This window comes from Streptomyces sp. BB1-1-1, assembly GCF_031597775.1.
Classification (GTDB): Bacteria; Actinomycetota; Actinomycetes; order Streptomycetales; family Streptomycetaceae; genus Streptomyces; species Streptomyces thinghirensis.
The window spans coordinates 3,478,068-3,496,220 of the sequence record NZ_CP134203.1; the positions used below are offsets into that span (position 1 = coordinate 3,478,068).

General features: G+C 72.7%; 18 protein-coding genes. 7 read left to right on the plus strand and 11 right to left on the minus strand.

The features are described from left to right. Positions 1 to 35: 35 nt before the first annotated feature. From tsaE to alr, 3 genes are all read right to left on the minus strand, one after another. Complete coding sequence (gene tsaE / locus RI578_RS15855) at positions 36 to 569, minus strand: tRNA (adenosine(37)-N6)-threonylcarbamoyltransferase complex ATPase subunit type 1 TsaE (protein ID WP_310871709.1); 534 nt, start codon at positions 567 to 569, stop codon at positions 36 to 38. After that, positions 535 to 1,794 (minus strand): alpha/beta hydrolase, encoded by a 1,260-nt coding sequence (locus tag RI578_RS15860; RefSeq protein WP_310871710.1) that lies wholly within the window; start codon positions 1,792 to 1,794, stop codon positions 535 to 537. Before RI578_RS15860 ends, tsaE begins: the two co-directional genes overlap by 35 nt. Before the next feature lie 88 nt (positions 1,795 to 1,882). Further along, complete coding sequence (gene alr / locus RI578_RS15865) at positions 1,883 to 3,049, minus strand: alanine racemase (RefSeq protein ID WP_310871711.1); 1,167 nt, start codon at positions 3,047 to 3,049, stop codon at positions 1,883 to 1,885. Between the two features lie 110 nt (positions 3,050 to 3,159). Here alr and RI578_RS15870 point away from each other — a divergent pair, with 110 nt between their 5' ends. After that, positions 3,160 to 3,531, plus strand: coding sequence for a holo-ACP synthase (locus RI578_RS15870; protein ID WP_310871712.1), 372 nt, complete (start codon positions 3,160 to 3,162; stop codon positions 3,529 to 3,531). 184 nt (positions 3,532 to 3,715) lie between these two features. Beyond that, positions 3,716 to 4,420: a formylglycine-generating enzyme family protein gene (locus tag RI578_RS15875; protein WP_310875780.1), complete on the plus strand. Its 705-nt coding sequence runs from the start codon at positions 3,716 to 3,718 to the stop codon at positions 4,418 to 4,420. Here the strand turns inward: RI578_RS15875 and RI578_RS15880 are convergent. Further along, on the minus strand, positions 4,402 to 5,004 hold the full coding sequence (locus tag RI578_RS15880; protein WP_310871713.1) for a helix-turn-helix transcriptional regulator: 603 nt from the start codon (positions 5,002 to 5,004) through the stop codon (positions 4,402 to 4,404). The two genes, RI578_RS15875 and RI578_RS15880, sit on opposite strands and share 19 nt — an antisense overlap. 72 nt (positions 5,005 to 5,076) lie before the next feature. Between RI578_RS15880 and RI578_RS15885 the strand changes: the two genes are divergently transcribed. Both RI578_RS15885 and RI578_RS15890 read left to right on the plus strand, forming a co-directional pair. Continuing rightward, on the plus strand, positions 5,077 to 6,531 hold the full coding sequence (locus RI578_RS15885; RefSeq protein WP_310871714.1) for an NAD(P)H-hydrate dehydratase: 1,455 nt from the start codon (positions 5,077 to 5,079) through the stop codon (positions 6,529 to 6,531). A 9-nt stretch (positions 6,532 to 6,540) separates the two neighbouring features. Beyond that, the gene (locus RI578_RS15890; RefSeq protein WP_310871715.1) at positions 6,541 to 7,026 is read left to right on the plus strand and encodes an ASCH domain-containing protein; all 486 of its coding nucleotides are present in this window, start codon (positions 6,541 to 6,543) and stop codon (positions 7,024 to 7,026) included. A 4-nt stretch (positions 7,027 to 7,030) separates the two neighbouring features. Here RI578_RS15890 and glmS read toward each other — a convergent pair whose 3' ends face one another. Both glmS and RI578_RS15900 read right to left on the minus strand, forming a co-directional pair. Then, positions 7,031 to 8,878 carry a glutamine--fructose-6-phosphate transaminase (isomerizing) gene (gene glmS, locus RI578_RS15895; protein WP_310871716.1) on the minus strand — a complete coding sequence of 616 codons (1,848 nt, stop codon included), beginning with the start codon at positions 8,876 to 8,878 and terminating at the stop codon, positions 7,031 to 7,033. A 134-nt stretch (positions 8,879 to 9,012) separates the two neighbouring features. Next, entirely contained in the window at positions 9,013 to 9,804 is a 792-nt protein-coding gene (locus RI578_RS15900) for a hypothetical protein (RefSeq protein WP_310871717.1), read from the minus strand. 227 nt (positions 9,805 to 10,031) lie between these two features. Here RI578_RS15900 and coaA point away from each other — a divergent pair, with 227 nt between their 5' ends. Both coaA and RI578_RS15910 read left to right on the plus strand, forming a co-directional pair. Then, entirely contained in the window at positions 10,032 to 11,000 is a 969-nt protein-coding gene (gene coaA / locus RI578_RS15905) for a type I pantothenate kinase (RefSeq protein ID WP_383552514.1), read from the plus strand. Positions 11,001 to 11,031: 31 nt separating this feature from the next. After that, entirely contained in the window at positions 11,032 to 11,973 is a 942-nt protein-coding gene (locus RI578_RS15910) for a DUF389 domain-containing protein (RefSeq protein WP_310871719.1), read from the plus strand. Between the two features lie 86 nt (positions 11,974 to 12,059). On the opposite strand, the gene glmM is transcribed toward RI578_RS15910, so the two are convergent. From glmM to RI578_RS15930, 4 genes are all read right to left on the minus strand, one after another. Continuing rightward, the gene (gene glmM, locus RI578_RS15915; protein ID WP_310871720.1) at positions 12,060 to 13,418 is read right to left on the minus strand and encodes a phosphoglucosamine mutase; all 1,359 of its coding nucleotides are present in this window, start codon (positions 13,416 to 13,418) and stop codon (positions 12,060 to 12,062) included. Between the two features lie 200 nt (positions 13,419 to 13,618). After that, positions 13,619 to 14,131 (minus strand): 30S ribosomal protein S9, encoded by a 513-nt coding sequence (rpsI, locus tag RI578_RS15920; RefSeq protein WP_310871721.1) that lies wholly within the window; start codon positions 14,129 to 14,131, stop codon positions 13,619 to 13,621. A gap of 42 nt (positions 14,132 to 14,173) precedes the next feature. After that, complete coding sequence (gene rplM, locus RI578_RS15925) at positions 14,174 to 14,617, minus strand: 50S ribosomal protein L13 (RefSeq protein ID WP_003974239.1); 444 nt, start codon at positions 14,615 to 14,617, stop codon at positions 14,174 to 14,176. 207 nt (positions 14,618 to 14,824) lie between these two features. Next, on the minus strand, positions 14,825 to 16,030 hold the full coding sequence (locus RI578_RS15930) for a glycosyltransferase 87 family protein (RefSeq protein WP_310871722.1): 1,206 nt from the start codon (positions 16,028 to 16,030) through the stop codon (positions 14,825 to 14,827). 74 nt (positions 16,031 to 16,104) lie between these two features. On the opposite strand from RI578_RS15930, the gene RI578_RS15935 reads away from it, so the two are divergent. After that, positions 16,105 to 16,989 carry a hypothetical protein gene (locus RI578_RS15935; protein WP_310871723.1) on the plus strand — a complete coding sequence of 295 codons (885 nt, stop codon included), beginning with the start codon at positions 16,105 to 16,107 and terminating at the stop codon, positions 16,987 to 16,989. 39 nt (positions 16,990 to 17,028) lie between these two features. On the opposite strand, the gene RI578_RS15940 is transcribed toward RI578_RS15935, so the two are convergent. After that, positions 17,029 to 18,120: an NlpC/P60 family protein gene (locus RI578_RS15940; RefSeq protein ID WP_310871724.1), complete on the minus strand. Its 1,092-nt coding sequence runs from the start codon at positions 18,118 to 18,120 to the stop codon at positions 17,029 to 17,031. Positions 18,121 to 18,153: the final 33 nt, after the last annotated feature.

Genomic DNA, 18,153 nt, shown 5'->3' on the forward strand with positions numbered 1-18,153 from the left:
CTTGTCGGAACGTCCTCCGGTCGAGGGGCGTCGGCTCAGACGGCGAGCACGCCGAGGTCGGCCGCTGTCCAGCGCTCGCCGACGCCCGTCAGCGACACGTGCCGCACCTCGTCGGTGGTGTCGCCCACGGCCCGGTGGATCCGGAGCTGCAACCGGTCGTCGGTCAGCTCCTCGACCTTGCCCTCCCCCCACTCGACGACGATCACCGAGTCGGCCAGGGAGACGTCGAGGTCGAGGTCCTCCATCTCGTCCAGTCCGCCGGACAGCCGGTAGGCGTCGACGTGGACGAGCGGCGGACCGTCACCGAGGGAGGGGTGCACGCGCGCGATCACGAAGGTCGGGGAGGTGACGGCGCCGCGGACGCCCATGCCCTCGCCGAGCCCCCGGGTCAGCGTCGTCTTGCCCGCGCCCAGCTCCCCGCTGAGCATCAGCAGGTCCCCGGCCCGCAGCACTTTGGCAAGCCTGCGGCCCAATTCCCGCATCTGCTCGGGAGAGGTGACGGTGATCTCGACGTCGGGTGCCGGCTCGGAGGGCTCAGCCGGGCCCTGCGGTGCTGCTGGTGCTTCCATAGCCCTCAACGGTAGCCGCTGCCGGCACCGCGCCCGCGCGGGCGAGCAGGTCGGCGAGGCGGTCGGTGACCAGCTCCGGATGCTCCAGCATCACCAGATGCCCGGCGTCGGGGACGAGCACCAGCTCCGCGTCCGGCAGCAGGTCGGCCACCGCCTCGCTGTGCTCGCTCGGCGTGACCAGGTCCCGCACCCCGGCCAGCACCAGGACCGGCAGGCCGGCGAAGTGGGCGAGGGCCGCGGTCTTGTCGTGGTCGTTGAAGGCCGGGTAGTACTCGGCGACCACGTCGATCGGCGTCGACTCGATCATCCGCTCGGCGAAGCGGGCCACGGCCGGGTCGACGTCCCGGGACGCGAACGAGTACCGCTTGATGATCCCGGCGAACAGGTCCGCCGTCGCCCGCCGCCCCTTCTCCACCAGGTCGGCCCGCTGCCCCAGCGCCTTGAGCACGCCCGGCAGCACCCGCCGGACCGCGTTGACGCCGGCCACGGGCAGGCCGAAGTTGACCTCGCCGAGCCGGCCGGAGGACGTGCCGACGAGGGCGACGCCGACGACCCGGTCGCGGATCAGTTCGGGGAACGCGTCGGCCAGCGCCATCACGGTCATGCCGCCCATGGAGTGGCCGACCAGCACGATCGGGCCGTCGGGCACGGCCGCGTCGATGACGGCCTTCAGGTCGCGGCCCAGCTCGTCGATGGTGACCGGCCCGCCGTCCCGCACCTGGGACGCGCCCCGCGCGGAACGGCCGTGGCTGCGCTGGTCCCAGTGCACGGTGCGGACGACGCCCCGCAGGGCGGCCCGCTGGAAGTGCCAGGAGTCCTGGTTGAGGCAGTAGCCGTGGCTGAAGACGACGGTCACGGGGGCGGGCGCCTTGCGGCCGAACAGCCGCCGCCTGCGCCGGGTGAGCGCGGACTCCGCCTCCGGTTCGACGTCGTCGACCTCGTAGTACAGCTCGGTGCCGTCGTCGGCGTACGCCTTGCCGGGGTTGCCGCGCAGTCCGCCGTACGGTCCCGCCGAGTCCAGGGCGAGCCGGGCCTTCTGGCGCATCCCGCGCCCGACCGTCAGCCGCTCTATCGCCACGCCGGCCGCCGCGCCCGCCGCGACCACGCCTATGGCGACGCCGGCGATGCCGGTCGCCCGGCGCCAGCCGCCGGCGGCGACCTCGGTGGCCGCTTCCGTGGCGGAGGCGACGGCCGACACGACGGCCTCCGCGTTGCTCTCGCTCACGTACACCGCTCCTCTTCGCCGGGCCGCTGTGCGGATACCCGCTGGTTGCCGATTCACCTGCACGCGTGTCACGCCGTGTGCGGGCGCGTCACTCGTTCAGATAGACGCGCGGCACGCGGGATCCGATCCGGGTGACGATCTCGTAGCCGATGGTGCCCGCCGCCTGGGCCCAGTCCTCGGCCGTGGGTTCGCCGCGGTCGCCGGGCCCGAACAGCACCGCCTCGGTGCCCGGCTCCGGCCGGTCCCCGCCCAGGTCGACGACGAACTGGTCCATCGCGATCCGCCCCGCCACCGTGCGCCACTTGCCGTCGACCAGGACGGGACCGGTGGAGGAGGCGTGGCGGGGGACGCCGTCCGCGTAGCCGAGCGGGACGAGGCCGAGCGTCGTCTCGCCGGGGGTCGTGTAGTGGTGCCCGTAGCTGACGCCGTGGCCGCCGGGGACCTGCTTGACCAGGGCGAGCGAGGCGGCCAGCGTCATCACGGGGCGCAGTCCGAAGTCGGCGGGCGTGCCGATCTCGGGGCTGGGCGAGACGCCGTACATCGCGATGCCCGGCCGTACGAGGTCGAAGTGGGCCTCGGGGAGGGTGAGCGTGGCCGGCGAGTTGGCGATGTGCCGCACGTCGGGGCGTACGCCCTGCTGCTCGGCGTAGGCCGTCATCTCCCGGAAGCGGGTGAGCTGGGCGGCGATGGAGGGGTGCCCGGGCTCGTCGGCGCAGGCGAAGTGGGACCAGAGACCGGTGACGCGGAGCAGCCCCTCGCTCTCGGCCCGCCGGGCCTCCCGGACCAGCTCCGCCCAGTCCTCGCCGGGCTGGCAGCCGCCCCGGCCGAGCCCCGTGTCGGCCTTGAGCTGCACGCGCGCGGGGAGCCCGGCGCTCCGTGCGGCCTCGGTGACCTCGTCCAGGGCCCACATCCCGCTGACGGACACGTCGAGATCCGCCTCGACGGCCTCCCGCCAGGGGCCGCCCGGCGTCCACAGCCAGCACATGATCCGTACGTCGTCCGGCAGTCCCGCCTCCGCGCGCAGCGCGAGGGCCTCCTGCGGGGTGGCGGTGCCCAGCCAGGTCGCGCCCGCCGCGACGGCCGCTCGGGCGCACGGGATCGCGCCGTGGCCGTAGGCGTCGGCCTTGACCACGGCCATGAGAGCCGCCCCGGGGGCCCGTTCGCGCAGTGCGCGGACGTTGGCCCGCAGGGCGGCCAGGTCGATCTCGGCACGGGCCCGCGACACCGCGGCCCGCCGAGCAGCTGTCTCACTCATCGTGCCCCCAGTGTCTCAGAGCACCCGGACCCCGCTTCCGCCGCAGCGCGCCCGGGCCCGTGCGCCCGCCGGTCGTTCCCGTGCGCCCGCCAGTCGTTAGGGTGCCTCGCATGAGCATCATCGGGGTCGGGATCGACGTGGCCGAGGTCGAACGGTTCGGGCAGTCGCTGGAGCGTACGCCGGCCCTGGCACGACGGCTCTTCCTGGAGAGCGAGTTGCTGCTGCCGAGCGGGGAGCGCCGGGGCACCGCCTCGCTCGCCGCCCGGTTCGCGGCGAAGGAGGCCCTGGCCAAGGCGCTCGGCGCGCCTGCGGGGCTGCACTGGACGGACGCCGAGGTGTACGTCGAGGACAGCGGGCGGCCGCGGCTGCGGGTGGCGGGGACGGTCGCGGCGCGGGCGGCGGAGCTGGGCGTGACGTCGTGGCACGTGTCGCTGAGCCATGACGCGGGGGTGGCGTCGGCGGTGGTGATCGCGGAGGGGTAGCTCGCGCTTCCCCAGGCCGGCGACGGGCGCGGGTCGACGGCGGGCACGGCTCGGCGGCGGGCACGGGTCAGCGGTGGGCACGGGACGACGGCGGGCACGGGGCGGCGGCGGGCACGGGGCGGCGGGCGCGGATCGTCTCGTCCCGGGGCGTGGCGGGGGTCCGTACGATCATCTGTCCATGGACATGGATGCGGGAACCGGCGACGTACGGGCGGAAATCGGGATGGTCTCCGTTCCGCCGGGACGGGTGACCCTGTCGGACCGGCGGTCGCGGCGCAGCTGGCCGGTGGAGGTCGCGTCCTGTCGGCTGGCGGCGTTCCCGGTCACGCGGGCCGAGTACGCGCGGGTCACCGGGCAGCGGCCCGCCGCGCGGGAGGAGCGGCTGCCCGTCGCGGACGTCTCCTGGGCGGACGCGGTCGGCTTCTGCAACTCCCTGTCGCGGCACGAGGGGCTCCGCCCGGCCTACCGCGTCGCCGACGACGGCGGCGTCGCCTGGGACACCTCCGCCGACGGGTACCGGCTGCCGACCGAGGCCGAATGGGAACACGCCTGCCGCGCCGGGACGGAGGGGCCGCGCTACGGCGCCCTGGACGACATCGCCTGGTACCGGGGCAACTCTCGGGAGCGCGTCCACGAGGTGGGCGGCAGGCGGCCGAACGCCTGGGGCCTGTACGACATGCTCGGCAACGTCTGGGAGTGGTGCTGGGACGTCTACGACGCCGAGGTCTACGGCACCTACCGGGTGCTGCGCGGCGGCGGCTGGTTCGACGAGCACTGGAGCTGCCGGGCCTCCGTACGGCGCCGCAGCCACCCGACGTTCCGGGTGGACGACGTGGGGTTCCGCGTCGCCCGTTCGGTCGGCGGAGCTGGTCAGGGCCCCGTCGGCTGAACCCGGATGTGCATGCGCTCGCCCTGCGCCCCGTACAGGGCGATCCACTCGACGGGCCTGTCCCCGGCGTTGGCGATGCCGTGCGGGACGCGGGTGTCGAACTCCGCCGTCTCACCGGCCGTCAGGACGAGGTCGTGCTCGCCCAGGGCGAGGAGCAGGCGTCCGGAGAGGACGTAGATCCACTCGTGGCCCTCGTGGGAGCCCTGGTCGGGGCGCGGGGCCGATGCGGTCCGCGCGACCGGCGGGGCGGGGAGGATCTGCTTGTACGCGTGCAGCCCGTCGTTGGGGTTGCGGGTGAGGGGGATCCAGGTCTGGCCGTGCCGGGTGAAGGGGCGCGGGTGGACGCGGGGGTCGCCGGTCCGGGAGCCGACCAGTTCGTCCAGGGGCAGGCGGTGCGCCCTGGCCAGCGGCAGCAGGTGCCGCAGCCCCGGTTCACGCTGTCCCGACTCCAGCCGGGACAGCGTGCTGACGGAGATGCCGGTGGCGGCGCCGAGCTGGGCCAGCGTCAGACCGCGGGCCTGCCGGATCGCGCGCAGGCGGGCCCCGAGTGAGGTCATCACCTGCGCCGTCTCGTCGTCGTCCATGGCACAACTGTCCCTCACGACGTGGAGGGCGGAGTCGTGCGCGTTCCCGGCTGACGGGGAAGACTCGACGGCATGCGGACTGCGTACAGCGTGGAAATGGTCAGGACGGCCGAACGGGAGCTGATGGCACGGCTCCCGGAGGGGGCGTTGATGCAACGGGCCGCGGCCGGGCTCGCCGCCGCCTGCGCGGGGGTGCTCCGGCGGGTGGCCGGCCGGGTCTACGGCGGCCGGGTGGTGCTGCTGGTCGGGAGCGGGGACAACGGCGGCGACGCCCTGTACGCCGGGGCACGACTCGCCGGGCGGGGGGCGGGGGTGACGGCGGTGCTGCTCACTCCGGAGCGCGCGCACGGCGGAGGGCTGGCGGCGCTGCGCCGGGCGGGCGGACGGGTCGCGGAGCCCGGGTCCGCCGGGGAGCTGATCGCGCGGGCCGATCTCGTCGTCGACGGCATCGTCGGGATCGGCGGCAAGGGCGGGCTGCGGGAGGAGGCGGTGCCGCTCGCCGACGCGGCCGCCCGGTCGCGGGCCGCCGTCGTCGCCGTCGACCTGCCGAGCGGCGTGGACGCGGACACCGGGCAGGTGCGCGGGGCGGCCGTACGGGCCGACCTGACGGTGACGTTCGGGGCGCACAAGGCGGGGCTGCTGGTCGATCCGGCGCGGGAGTACGCGGGGTCGGTGCGGCTGGTGGACATCGGGCTGCCGCTGCCGGCCGAGGCGGCCGAACTGGAGGCGTTGCAGCACGCGGACGTGGCGCGGCTGCTGCCGGCGCCGGGCGCGGAGAGCGACAAGTACCGGCGGGGGGTCGTGGGCATCGCCGCCGGGTCGGCCCGCTATCCGGGCGCGGCCGTGCTCGCCGTCGCCGGGGCGCTGCGGGGCGGTGCCGGGGCGGTGCGGTACGTCGGTCCGGCCGGGGACGCGGTGATCGCCCGCTACCCGGAGACGCTCGTGTCCGACCAGGGGCCGAAGCGGGCGGGGCGGGTGCAGGCGTGGGTCGTGGGACCGGGCGCCGGTGACGACGCCGGGACCGTGGCGGAGGTGCTGGCCGCGGAGGTGCCGGTGCTGATCGACGCGGACGGACTGCGGCTGGCCGACGCCGAGGCCGTGCGAGGCCGTACGGCGCCGACGCTGATGACCCCGCACGCCGGGGAGGCGGCCGCGCTGCTCGGGGTGAGCCGCGAGGAGGTCGAGGGGGCCCGCCTGGCCTCGGCGCGGGAACTGGCGGGGCGGTACGGGGCGACGGTGCTGCTGAAGGGCTCGACGACGGTGGTGGCCGGCGCGGAGGGAGGGCCGGTGCGGGTCAACGCGACGGGGACGTCCTGGCTCGCCACGGCCGGGAGCGGGGACGTGCTGTCGGGGCTGGCGGGGTCGCTGCTGGCGGCGGGGCTGTCGGCACGGGACGCGGGCAGTGCGGGGGCGTACCTGCACGGGCTGGCGGGGCGGTTCGCGGCGGACGGGGCGCCGACGGGGGCGCACGATGTCGCCGGGGCGATTCCGGGGGCGTGGCGGGATGTGCGGGGGGTTCGGAATTAGTGTGCCCGCATGGCTCATGTCCCCGCCGCCGCCCCCTCCTCCGCCGCCATCTCCCCCGCTCCCGTCACCACGGACCTCGACTCGCTGCCCAGGATCGAGTACGCCTTCCCCGGGCCGCTGCGCGACCGGCTCGTCGCGGCGATCCTCGACGGGTCCAAGACCTCCACGACCGGACTCGTCGTCGACTACGAGCACGACGGCGACCCGTTGCCGGAAGTGGGGGCCCGCGGGGTGGTCGTCGACTCCGGCGACCGCCCGGTCGCCGTCGTCGAGGTGACCGACGTACGCGTCGTCCCGCTGGCCCAGGTGGACCTCGCCCACGCGGTGGACGAGGGCGAGGGCTACACCAGCGTGGCGGAGTGGCGGGCGGGCCACGAGCGGTTCGAGGAGATGCGTTCGGCGCTGGAAGACCCGGAGTTCACCGTGGACGACGACACGCCCGCCGTCCTGGAACGCTTCCGCCTCGTCACCGCGCTCCGCCCCGCCGACGGCTGAGGACCTACTCCACCGTCACCGACTTCGCCAGGTTCCGCGGCTGATCCACCTCGTTGCCCCGGGCCGTCGCCAGCTCGCACGCGAAGACCTGCAACGGCACCGTCGCCACCAGCGGTTGGAGCAGCGTCGGGGTCGCCGGGATGCGGACGAGGTGGTCGGCGTAGGGCACGACCGCCTCGTCGCCCTCCTCTGCGATGACGATGGTGCGGGCGCCGCGGGCCCGGATCTCCTGGATGTTGGACACGATCTTGTCGTGGAGGACCGAGCGCCCTCGCGGGGACGGCACGACCACGACGACCGGCAGGTCCTCCTCGATCAGCGCGATCGGCCCGTGCTTCAGCTCGCCCGCCGCGAAGCCCTCGGCGTGCATGTACGCCAGCTCCTTGAGCTTGAGGGCGCCTTCGAGGGCGACCGGGTGGCCGACGTGCCGGCCCAGGAACAGCACCGTGTTCTTGTGGGCGAGGGAGCGCGCCAGTTCCCGTACGGGCTGCATCGTCTCCAGGACCTGTTCGACCGCGCCGGAGATGCGTGAGAGGTCGCGGACGACGTCGCGGATCTCGTCCCCGTACTTCGTGCCGCGCACCTGCCCGAGGTACAGGGCGACCAGGTAGCAGGCCACCAGCTGGGTGAGGAAGGCCTTGGTGGAGGCGACGGCGACCTCGGGGCCGGCGTGCGTGTAGAGCACGGCGTCGGATTCGCGGGGGATGGTGGAGCCGTTGGTGTTGCAGATGGCCAGCACCCTGGCGCCCTGCTCGCGGGCGTGGCGCAGGGCCATGAGGGTGTCCATGGTCTCGCCGGACTGGGAGATCGCGACGACCAGGGTCTGCTGGTCGAGGATCGGATCGCGGTAGCGGAACTCACTGGCCAGCTCCACCTCGCAGGGGATCCGCGTCCAGTGCTCGATGGCGTACTTGGCGATCAACCCGGCATGGAAGGCCGTACCGCAGGCGACGACGACGACCTTGTCGACCTCGCGCAGCACCCCCGGAGGGATGCGCACCTCGTCCAGGCTCAGCGTGCCGGAGCCGTCGATGCGGCCCAGCAGGGTGTCGGCGACCGCCTTCGGCTGCTCGGCGATCTCCTTGAGCATGAAGTAGTCGTAGCCGCCCTTCTCGGCGGCCGAGGCGTCCCAGTCGACGTGGTAGGAGCGGACGTCGGCCGGGGTGCCGTCGAAGCCGGTGACCGTCACACCGTCCCGGCGCAGCTCGACGACCTGGTCCTGGCCCAGTTCGATGGCGTCCCGGGTGTGGGCGATGAAGGCCGCGACGTCCGAGGCGAGGAAGGACTCGCCCTCCCCCACACCCACCACGAGCGGCGAGTTGCGGCGCGCGCCCACGACCACGTCCGGCGCGTCCGCGTGCACCGCGACCAGCGTGAACGCGCCCTCCAGGCGCCGGCACACCAGCCGCATCGCCTCGGCGAGGTCGGCGCAGCCGGAGAACTCCTCGGCGAGCAGGTGGGCGACGACCTCGGTGTCGGTCTCGGAAGCCAGGTCGTGGCCGCGCTCCGCCAACTCGGCCCGCAGCGACGCGAAGTTCTCGATGATGCCGTTGTGGACCACGGCCACCCGGCCCGCGTTGTCGAGGTGCGGGTGGGCGTTGACGTCGGTCGGGCCGCCGTGTGTGGCCCAGCGGGTGTGGCCGATGCCGGTGACGGCGGTCGGCAGTGGCCGTTCGGACAGTTCCTTGTCCAGGTTGACGAGCTTTCCGGCGCGCTTGGCGGTGGCGAGGCCGCCGTCCGCGAGCACGGCGACGCCCGCCGAGTCGTACCCCCGGTACTCGAGCCGCTTCAGCCCGGCCATCACGACATCGAGCGCCGACTGAGATCCCACGTATCCCACGATTCCGCACATGACGGGCAGCCTACGATCAGATCCGGTCGCGAACCGGCCTTCCCGTGCCCGAAATCGGAAATTCCCACCGGGGTACGAACGTCCCGGTGGGAACTTCAGCGGATCAGCGGATCAACGGATCGCCGACGCCGGGCTCAGCCGAGCTTGGCGAGCTGGGCGTCGCTGATCTCCGCGGGGAACGGGAAGTCCTTGCCGGTTCCGGCGGCGGCGAGGTTGAGGACGGTGAAGGAGGCGACGGTGGAGCCCTTGCGGGTGACGACCACCTTGACCGGGAACTCGTCACCCTCGTCGCCGACCATCGTCATCGTCATCGCGACGGCCTCGTCGGCACCGCCGGGCGCCTTGTCCTCGGCCACCTTGGCGATCTTGGCCGTCTCACCGACCGCGGTGAAGGTGAAGCCTCCGGCGCACTTGCCGGCGGCCTCCTTCACGTCCTTCAGAACGGCCTCCGCACCGCCGTCGTCGTAGGTGGCCAGCGTCACCAGGGCCTTGTCCAGGTCGAAGGCGGCACTGATGGACTCCTCGGTGGCCTCGTCGCCGGACGGCTTCTTCGGGCCCTCCGTCCAGCTCCGCTTGGCGGTCGCCGCCGGCTCGCCCAGCGGGACGCCGGTCTCGGCGAAGGCGAGCGGCTCGCAGGCCTTGTCGCCGCCCTTCACCTTGTCCTTGCTCACGTCGTCCGTCGCGGACGTCTTGGTGACCTTGCCGTTGTCGACGTCCGCCTGCGCCAGCGCGGCCTTCTCCAGCTCGGCGGCGGTGAGCGCCTTGGCGGCCGCGGGGGCCGCCGAGGCGGTCGCGCCGCCCTCGGCCTTGTCGCCGCCGGTCTTCTTGCCGTCGTCGTCGGAGGAGCCGCCGCAAGCGGTGACGAGGAGGGCCAGGGCGGCGGCGGAGGCCGCGAGGGCGGTACGGCGGACGGCGGTCAGTCTCACGTTGGGCTCTCTCTTCCAGACAGCGGAGGTTCCGCACGTATGTGCGAGCACTGTATTCACAGCCGACTGACAGATGATCAGTGATGCGCCACCCGGTATCCGACCGTGACGCCGACGTGATCTTCCGCCATTAGGGCCGGCCCGGCGGCGGGCGGGAGTGACACACCCCACCTGCCGCCCCGTTCGAACTCCGTTAACAATGGACTGTGATCTCTCCGGTCTCCTCGATGCCCCGGAGCGCCCACCGGCAGCGGCCGGAGGCGACTCCCTACGTCGACCTCACCCGCCCCGAGTGGAGCGCGCTGCGCGACAAGACGCCGCTGCCCCTCACCGCCGAGGAGGTCGAGAAGCTGCGCGGCCTCGGCGACGTCATCGACCTCGACGAGGTGCGGGACATCTACCTCCCGCTGTCCCGGCTCCTCAACCTCTACGTCGGCGCCACCGACGGCCTGCGCGGCGCGCTGAACACCTTCCTCGGCGAACAGGGCTCGCAGTCCGGCACCCCCTTCGTCATAGGGGTCGCCGGCTCGGTCGCGGTCGGCAAGTCCACCGTCGCCCGCCTGCTCCAGGCGCTGCTGTCCCGCTGGCCCGAGCACCCGCGCGTCGAGCTGGTCACGACCGACGGCTTCCTGCTGCCCACGAAGGAGCTGGAGGCCCGCGGCCTGATGTCCCGGAAGGGCTTCCCCGAGTCCTACGACCGCCGGGCACTGACCCGCTTCGTCGCCGACATCAAGGCGGGCAAGGGCGAGGTGACCGCCCCGGTCTACTCCCACCTCATCTACGACATCGTCCCGGACCAGAAGCTCGTCGTCCGCCGCCCCGACATCCTGATCGTCGAGGGCCTCAACGTGCTCCAGCCCGCGCTGCCCGGCAAGGACGGCCGCACCAGGGTCGGTCTCGCCGACTACTTCGACTTCAGCGTGTACGTCGACGCCCGCACCGAGGACATCGAGCACTGGTACCTCAGCCGCTTCCGCAAGCTGCGCGAGACCGCCTTCCAGAACCCGTCCTCGTACTTCCGCAAGTACACCCAGGTGTCGGAGGAGGAGGCCCTCGACTACGCCCGCACCACCTGGCGCACCATCAACAAGCCCAACCTGGTGGAGAACGTGGCCCCCACCCGCGGCCGGGCCACCCTCATCCTGCGCAAGGGCCCCGACCACAAGGTGCAGCGGCTGAGCCTGCGCAAACTGTGACGGCGACCATCCCAGCCGGTAGAAATGCCGGATGCTGCATCTGCGCCTGATCACCCCGGCCGACCGCACCGACGAGGTGGTCCGCCTGATCGACCGGACGGTCGGCACCACCCACCTCGTCGTCCTGCCGGGCGCCGCCCGCGAGCCCGAGGGCGACGTCGTCATGTGCGACGTGGCCCGCGAGGCCGGCGACGAACTCATCAGCCGGCTCCGGTCGTTGGGCATCGACAGCTGCGGCGCCATCACCGCCGAGAACATCGACCTGTCGCTGTCCGAGCACGCCGACAAGGCGGAGCGGGACGCGCCGGGCGAGCCCGCCGACGCGGTCCTGTGGGAGCAGCTGGAGGAGGCGACGCACGAGGAGTCGACCCTCTCCATCACCTACGTCGCCTTCATCACCCTCGCCACCATGATCGCGGCCTGCGGCGTGGTGCTCGACAACGCGATCCTGATCGTGGGCGCGATGGCGGTCGGGCCGGAGTTCGGCCCGCTGGCCGGCATCTGCACGGCGATCGTGCAGCGGGCCCCACGACTGGCACTGCGCTCGGCGATCGCCCTGCTGGTGGGCTTCGCGGCGGCGATGGTCGTGACGGTGGGCTTCAGCTTCTTCATGGACGCCGTGGACCTGTTCAGCGAAGCCCAGTTGGACGCGGAGCGCCCCAACACCGGGTTCGTGTACGCCCCCGACTGGTTCTCCTTCGTGGTGGCGGTCCTCGCCGGCGCGGCGGGGACACTCTCCCTGACATCCGCCAAGTCAGGGGCTCTGGTCGGCGTCGCCATCTCGGTGACGACGGTCCCGGCCGCCGCGAACGCGGCCGTAGCCCTCTTCTACGAAGACGCCCACCAGGCCTGGCGCTCGACCGAGCAGCTACTGCTCAACCTGGTCGCCATCATCCTGGCCGGCACCCTGACGCTTCTGGCCCAGAAGGCCCTGTGGGCGACCCAACGACGCCGGATGACGAAACCGACCTAGGGGCGCGGGGAACTGCGCGACAAGCCACAACGAAACCCGCAGCCCGCAACGACACAGAACCCCCACCCCGAACCCGGCCCCGAAAACTACCCCAGCGCCGACTTCACCGAATCGGCCAGCCGCCCCGCAACAGACCGAGCCTGCTCGATATCCGCCGCCTCCACCATCACCCGCACAAGCGGCTCGGTCCCGGAGGGACGCAACAGCACCCGCCCGGTGCTCCCCAGCTCCCGCTCGGCCTCCGCCACGGCGGTCGCCAGCTCGGCGGAGGTCGTCACCCGGGACTTGTCCACGTCCGGCACATTGATCAGCACCTGCGGCAGCCGCTCCATGACGGACGCGAGGTCCCGCAGCGTACGGCCGGTCTGCGCGACCCGCGCCGCCAGCATCAGGCCGGTCAGCGTCCCGTCACCCGTCGTGGCGTGGTCGAGGATGATGACGTGCCCGGACTGCTCGCCACCGAGGGCGTAGCCGTGCTCCTTCATCTCCTCCAGGACGTACCGGTCGCCCACCCCGGTCTGCGCGAACCGGATGCCCTCGCGCTCCATGGCGAGCTTGAAGCCCAGGTTGGACATGACGGTCGCGACCACGGTGTCGGAACGCAGCGCGTCCCGCTCCCGCATCGCCAGCGCGAGCACGGCGAGGATCTGGTCGCCGTCCACCTCCGCGCCGGTGTGGTCCACGGCCAGGCAGCGGTCGGCGTCGCCGTCGTGGGCGATGCCCAGGTCGGCGCCGTGCTCGACGACGGCGGCCTTGAGCAGGTCGAGGTGGGTGGAGCCGCAGCCGTCGTTGATGTTGAGGCCGTCCGGCACCGCGCCGATGGTGACCAGCTCGGCGCCGGCCCGCGCGAACGCCTCCGGCGAGACCCGGGAGGCCGCGCCGTGCGCCTCGTCGAGGACGATCTTCAGTCCGTCGAGGCGGTTCGGGAGGACGCCGACGAGGTGGGCGACGTACTGGTCGAGCCCCTGGTCGTAGTCGCGGACCCGGCCGACGCCGGCGCCGGTCGGGCGGTCCCAGGGGGCGCCGGTGCGGTGCTCGGCGTAGACGGACTCGATGCGGTCCTCCAGCTCGTCGGCGAGCTTGTGGCCGCCGCGGGCGAAGAACTTGATGCCGTTGTCGGGCATGGCGTTGTGGCTCGCGGAGAGCATCACACCGAGGTCGGCGCCGAGGGCGCCGGTGAGGTGGGCGACCGCGGGCGTCGGCAGCACGCCGACCCGCAGCACGTCCACACCGGCGCTGGCCAGGCCCGCGACCACGGCGGCCTCCAGGAACTCCCCGGAGGCGCGCGGGTCCCGTCCGACCACCGCGGTCGCCCGGTGCCCGGCGAAGGTGCCCGCCTCCGCCAGTACGTGCGCCGCGGCGACGGAGAGACCGAGCGCCAGCTCGGCCGTCAGGTCCGCGTTGGCGACACCGCGCACGCCGTCCGTGCCGAAGAGTCGTCCCACTTGTCCTCCTGAGGAAACGTCAATTCCGGAAGCGGCCGGCCGGTGCGGCCCACGCCATCCGATCACACAAGCCTTTGAGCCTCTGAGCTTCTCAACGCTTGAACGTCTTGTGCCGTTATACGCCCAACGGCGGGGATAAACGAACGCCCCGGCAGCACAGTGGCGTGCCGCCGGGGCGTTCGGAGTACAGCCGGTGCGACTTAGCGCTTGCTGTACTGCGGAGCCTTGCGGGCCTTCTTCAGACCGGCCTTCTTGCGCTCGACCGCACGGTCGTCGCGCTTGAGGTAACCGGCCTTCTTGAGCGGACCGCGGTTGTTGTCGACGTCGGCCTCGTTCAGGGCGCGGGCGACACCGAGACGGAGCGCACCGGCCTGACCGGAGACACCGCCGCCCGAGATGCGGGCGATGACGTCGTAGCGGTTGTCCAGCTCGAGCACCTTGAAGGGCTCGTTGACTTCCTGCTGGTGCACCTTGTTCGGGAAGTAGTCCTCGAGCGTGCGCCCGTTGACCTTCCACTTGCCGGTGCCCGGGACGATCCGGACACGGGCGATGGCGTTCTTGCGACGGCCCAGGCCAGCGGCCGGCTGGGGCTCGCCGAAGGCGGAAGCCATGGACTCCGAGGTGTACTCGCCCTCGACGGGCACCTCGGACTCGGTGGTGTAGCTGTCGATGTCGATCTCTTCGAGCGGCTGCTCGGCAGTGGTCTCGGCCACGATGCTCCTCAGATTCTCTTCAGTCTTAGGGGGTGGCCGGAACTACTGCGCGACCTGGGTGATCTCGAACGGCTGCGGCTGCTGCGCGCCGTGCGGGTGCTGGTCACCCTTGTAGACCTTCAGCTTCGAGAGCATCTGACGGCCCAGGGAGTTCTTGGGGAGCATGCCCTTGATGGCCTTCTCGACGGCCTTCTCGGGGTTCTTGTCCAGCAGCTCGTCGTAGCGCACCGAGCGCAGACCGCCCGGGTAGCCGGAGTGGCGGTACGCCATCTTCTGGGTCCGCTTGTTGCCGGAGAGGTGCACCTTGTCGGCGTTGATGATGATGACGAAGTCACCGGTGTCGACGTGGGGCGCGTAGATCGGCTTGTGCTTGCCGCGCAGGATGGAGGCCGCAGTGGTGGCCAGACGACCCAGGACGACGTCCTGAGCGTCGATGACGTGCCACTGGCGCGTCACATCGCCGGGCTTGGGGCTGTACGTACGCACGGTTCGTAGCCTTCGCTTCTTCAGTGAGTGGTCCTGACATGGTCACCGAAGACGATCACGACAGCCTTGACCGCACCGCGGTGACGCATACCGCGTGCAGGTCGCTGGTCATCGGTCCCGGTGGACCGGTGTAAGGGCCCCTCACGTGAGAATGAGCAAGCCAATACACATACGACTGTGCAGAGTACCCGGGGTCCCATAGCCGGGTCAAAACGGAGTCGCCGGGGCCGGCGCGGGCTCCGGCTCGGTCCTCGCGCGCGCGTGATCGCCGGCGGCCGCCGCGCCGCCCCGGGCCCGCCGCGCGACCGTCACCGCCAGCACGCACAGCGTGAACGCGTCCTTGAAGGCCCGCCGCCGCTCCGACTCCAGCCAGGGCCAGGTCAGCCCCGGCACCTGGGGCACCAGGGCGATCCAGAACCAGGTCCCGCGGGCCACCGAACCGGCGTACGGCAGCCCGGCGAGCAGCAGCGGCAGGGCGACCAGGAGGTAGTGGTCGTAGGAAGGCCGGGAGACGAGGAACGCCGAGAGCATCAAGCCCGCGCCGGTCTCCGACAGCCGCAGCGGCCCGGGATCGGCACGGCGCCAGCGGACGTACGCGCACAGCACCCCGGCCCCGGCCGCGACCACCGCGAGCCCCTGGGCGAGCGACCCCGGCACCCCGAGCCGGGGCAGCACGGCCGCCGGGGAGGCCTCGTAGAGCCGTACGAAGCCGTCGTCGCCGTGGAGCAGGAAGGGCAGGGTGCGGGTGAAGAAGCCCGCCGGGTCGGGCATCGCCAGCGCCGCCGCCCCACAGGCCAGCGCGGGCACCAGGACGGCCGCCGACAGCGCCCGCCACCGCCCGGCGAACAGGAAGAGCAGGAGGACGGGCGCGAGCAGCGGCTTGAGCGCCACGGCGGCGCCGATGACCGCGCCCGCCGCCGTCCACCGCCGCCGGTCGGCCAGCAGCAGGGCCAGCGGCAGGGCCACCGCCGCCGTCACGGTCCAGTTGCCGAGGCGCACCAGGTGCCCGAACGGCGCGAAGCCCACCGCGAGCCCGGTCAGCCCGAGCACCGCCAGCCGGCTGCCGAGCGGCACGCGGTGCAGCCGCAGCGCACCGGCCCAGCCCAGCGCCAGCAGGGCCGTCACCGCGCACGGCACCAGCACCCGCAGCATGTCTGCGGGCAGTAGGGCCTGCGGGGCGGCGGCGAGCACCGCGCTCGGGAAGTAGAGGAAGTGCGGATCGTCGTACGGGGAGCCGCCGGCCAGCCAGGTGCGGGCGGCCCGCACGACGATCGCGTTGTCCATCCCGCCGTCCGAGGTCACACGCCCCGCGTGCACCGCGGACGCCGCCAGCACCACGACCAGGACCGCCCACGCGGACCCGCCCGCCGGCCGCACCAACCACCCGGAGATGTCGTTTTTGCCCGTCCGCATGAACGGAACGCTAGGTGCTGCGCGGCCTTCGGAGGCGCACCAGCACGCCACTTCGCCCGTCTAAGATGCCGCCCATGAGCTTTGGGCAGGGGGGACCTCAGTCGCAGTGGGATCCCTGGAAACCGCAATCGCAGCAGCAGCCCTGGAACAGTGGCGACGGTGACAACACCCCGGACTGGGCCGCTCTGGCCGAGGCCTCCGAGGCCCGCGCCAAGCGGCGCCGGCTGCTCTTCATCGGTGGCGGCGCGCTGGCCACCGTGGCGATAGCCAGTGCCGTCGCCGTGGCCGTGGTCTCGGCGAACGGCTCCGGCCAGGCGTCCGACGGCCCCTCCTCGCAGCTCCCCGCGACGGCGGACATACCCAGCGCGACGGCCACCGAGCCGTCGTTCGCCCCGACCAGCGCCCCGCCGCCGCTGGACCCGAAGGACTTCGTCTCCAGCGCCAAGAAGGACAAGGCCCCGCTCAGCCCCGACCTGCTCTTCCCCGGCACCCAGCTGACCATGGGCGACACGGTCTACAAGAAGGGCCCGACGGCCGACACCCGCACCTGCGGCTCCGCCGCCCAGGGCACCCTGCCCAAGGTCCTCGACGCCAACGACTGCACCCGGCTGCTCCGCGTCACCTACACCAAGGGCGACACCGCCGTGACGGTCGGCGTGGCCGTCTTCGACACCGAGGCGCAGGCCGCCGAGGCCAAGAAGCAGGCCGACAAGAAGAGCATCGTGCGCTCCCTGTCCGGCGGCGGCGTCAAGTCCTTCTGCACCGGCGCCGTCTGCCGCTCCACCACCAACTCCTACGGCCGCTACGCCTACTTCACCGTCGCCGGCTTCACGAACGGCGAGAACGTCACGGAGAAGTCCACGGCGGTGTTCCGGGCCGGCGACGACCTGGCCGAGTTCGCCTTCCGGCAGATCCGCAGGCGCGGCGAGGCCCAGGCTTCGGCGGCGGCGGAGGGCTGACGCCCGCTACGACCGCTGCCCCCGCCGCCCAGCCCGCCGTCAGAGCCGCTTGGCGCTGCGCAGCGTCTTGGCGTAGTAGCCGTTGCCGTCCAGGCGGGAGACGCCGCCCATGTCGCCGATGGTCGGTCCGTTGACCTCCTCGCGGCTGGAGACGAAGATCAGGTGGCCCTCGGTGTCGTAGCCGAGCACCATGCCCACGTGGTCCAGCCGGTCCTTGGTGCGCGCGTCGAGCTTGAAGAAGACGAGGTCGCCGGGCTGGAGCTGGTCGATGGCGGACGGCCGGTCGTCCGGCGACACCCCGGCCAGCGGGAGCACGTCGACGCCCTCCTTGGAGCGGGCCATGCCGTTGGCGGTGCGCGGCAGGCCGTCGCCGGAGGTGTCGGAGGACATCAGCGGGTAGCGGGCGCGGTAGCCGAGCACCATGCGGATGAAGCCGGAGCAGTCCAGGGACCTGGCGCGCATGGCCTCCGGCGTGCCGGTCGAGCCGTCGCGGAACGGGTACTGGACGCCGAGGTAGTCGTAGAAGTCGGACTGCTCCAGGCGCAGGTCGCCGTCCTCGGCGCCGGTGGTGTTCAGCGGGCCGAAGTTCGCGTCACCGGCGTAGGCGATGCCCTGCTCGTCCTTCTTCTGCGGCGCGCCGGCCACGTACTGGAAGGCGAAGGCGAACAGGTCGTCCTCCTTGCTGTCCTTGTACTCGGCGTACCACTCCTCGAACCACTTCTTCTTCTCGGCGCCCTTCGTCCAGGGCTCGGGCATGAGCCGGACCCAGTCCGTGGTGGAGACCTTGGAGGAGGTCGAGGCGGGCTCCTCGAAGGTGCGCGCCGGTCCGGTCAGGGTGGCGGTGCGCGCCCCGTCGGTGAGCACGGCCCTGATCCGGCCGTCCGCGTCGCGCAGCACGGAGCGCGCCGGGTTCTCCAGCCGGGACCAGCTCTCCTCGCCGTCGTCCTTCGCGGTGCCGCCGCTGCCGGAGCCGCGGGACCCGTCCAGGACGCCGACGTTCCTGACCTCCGTGACTCCCGTCTCCTCCTGCTTGCGCAGCTCCAGGGTGAGGTAGCCGGACGTGCCGACGAGCGCCAGCACCACCAGGCCCGAGACGACCGGACGCGACTTCTTCTTGGCTTTCGCCGCCATGGTTTGCTCCTCCTCGTTCGCGGACTCGTTCGC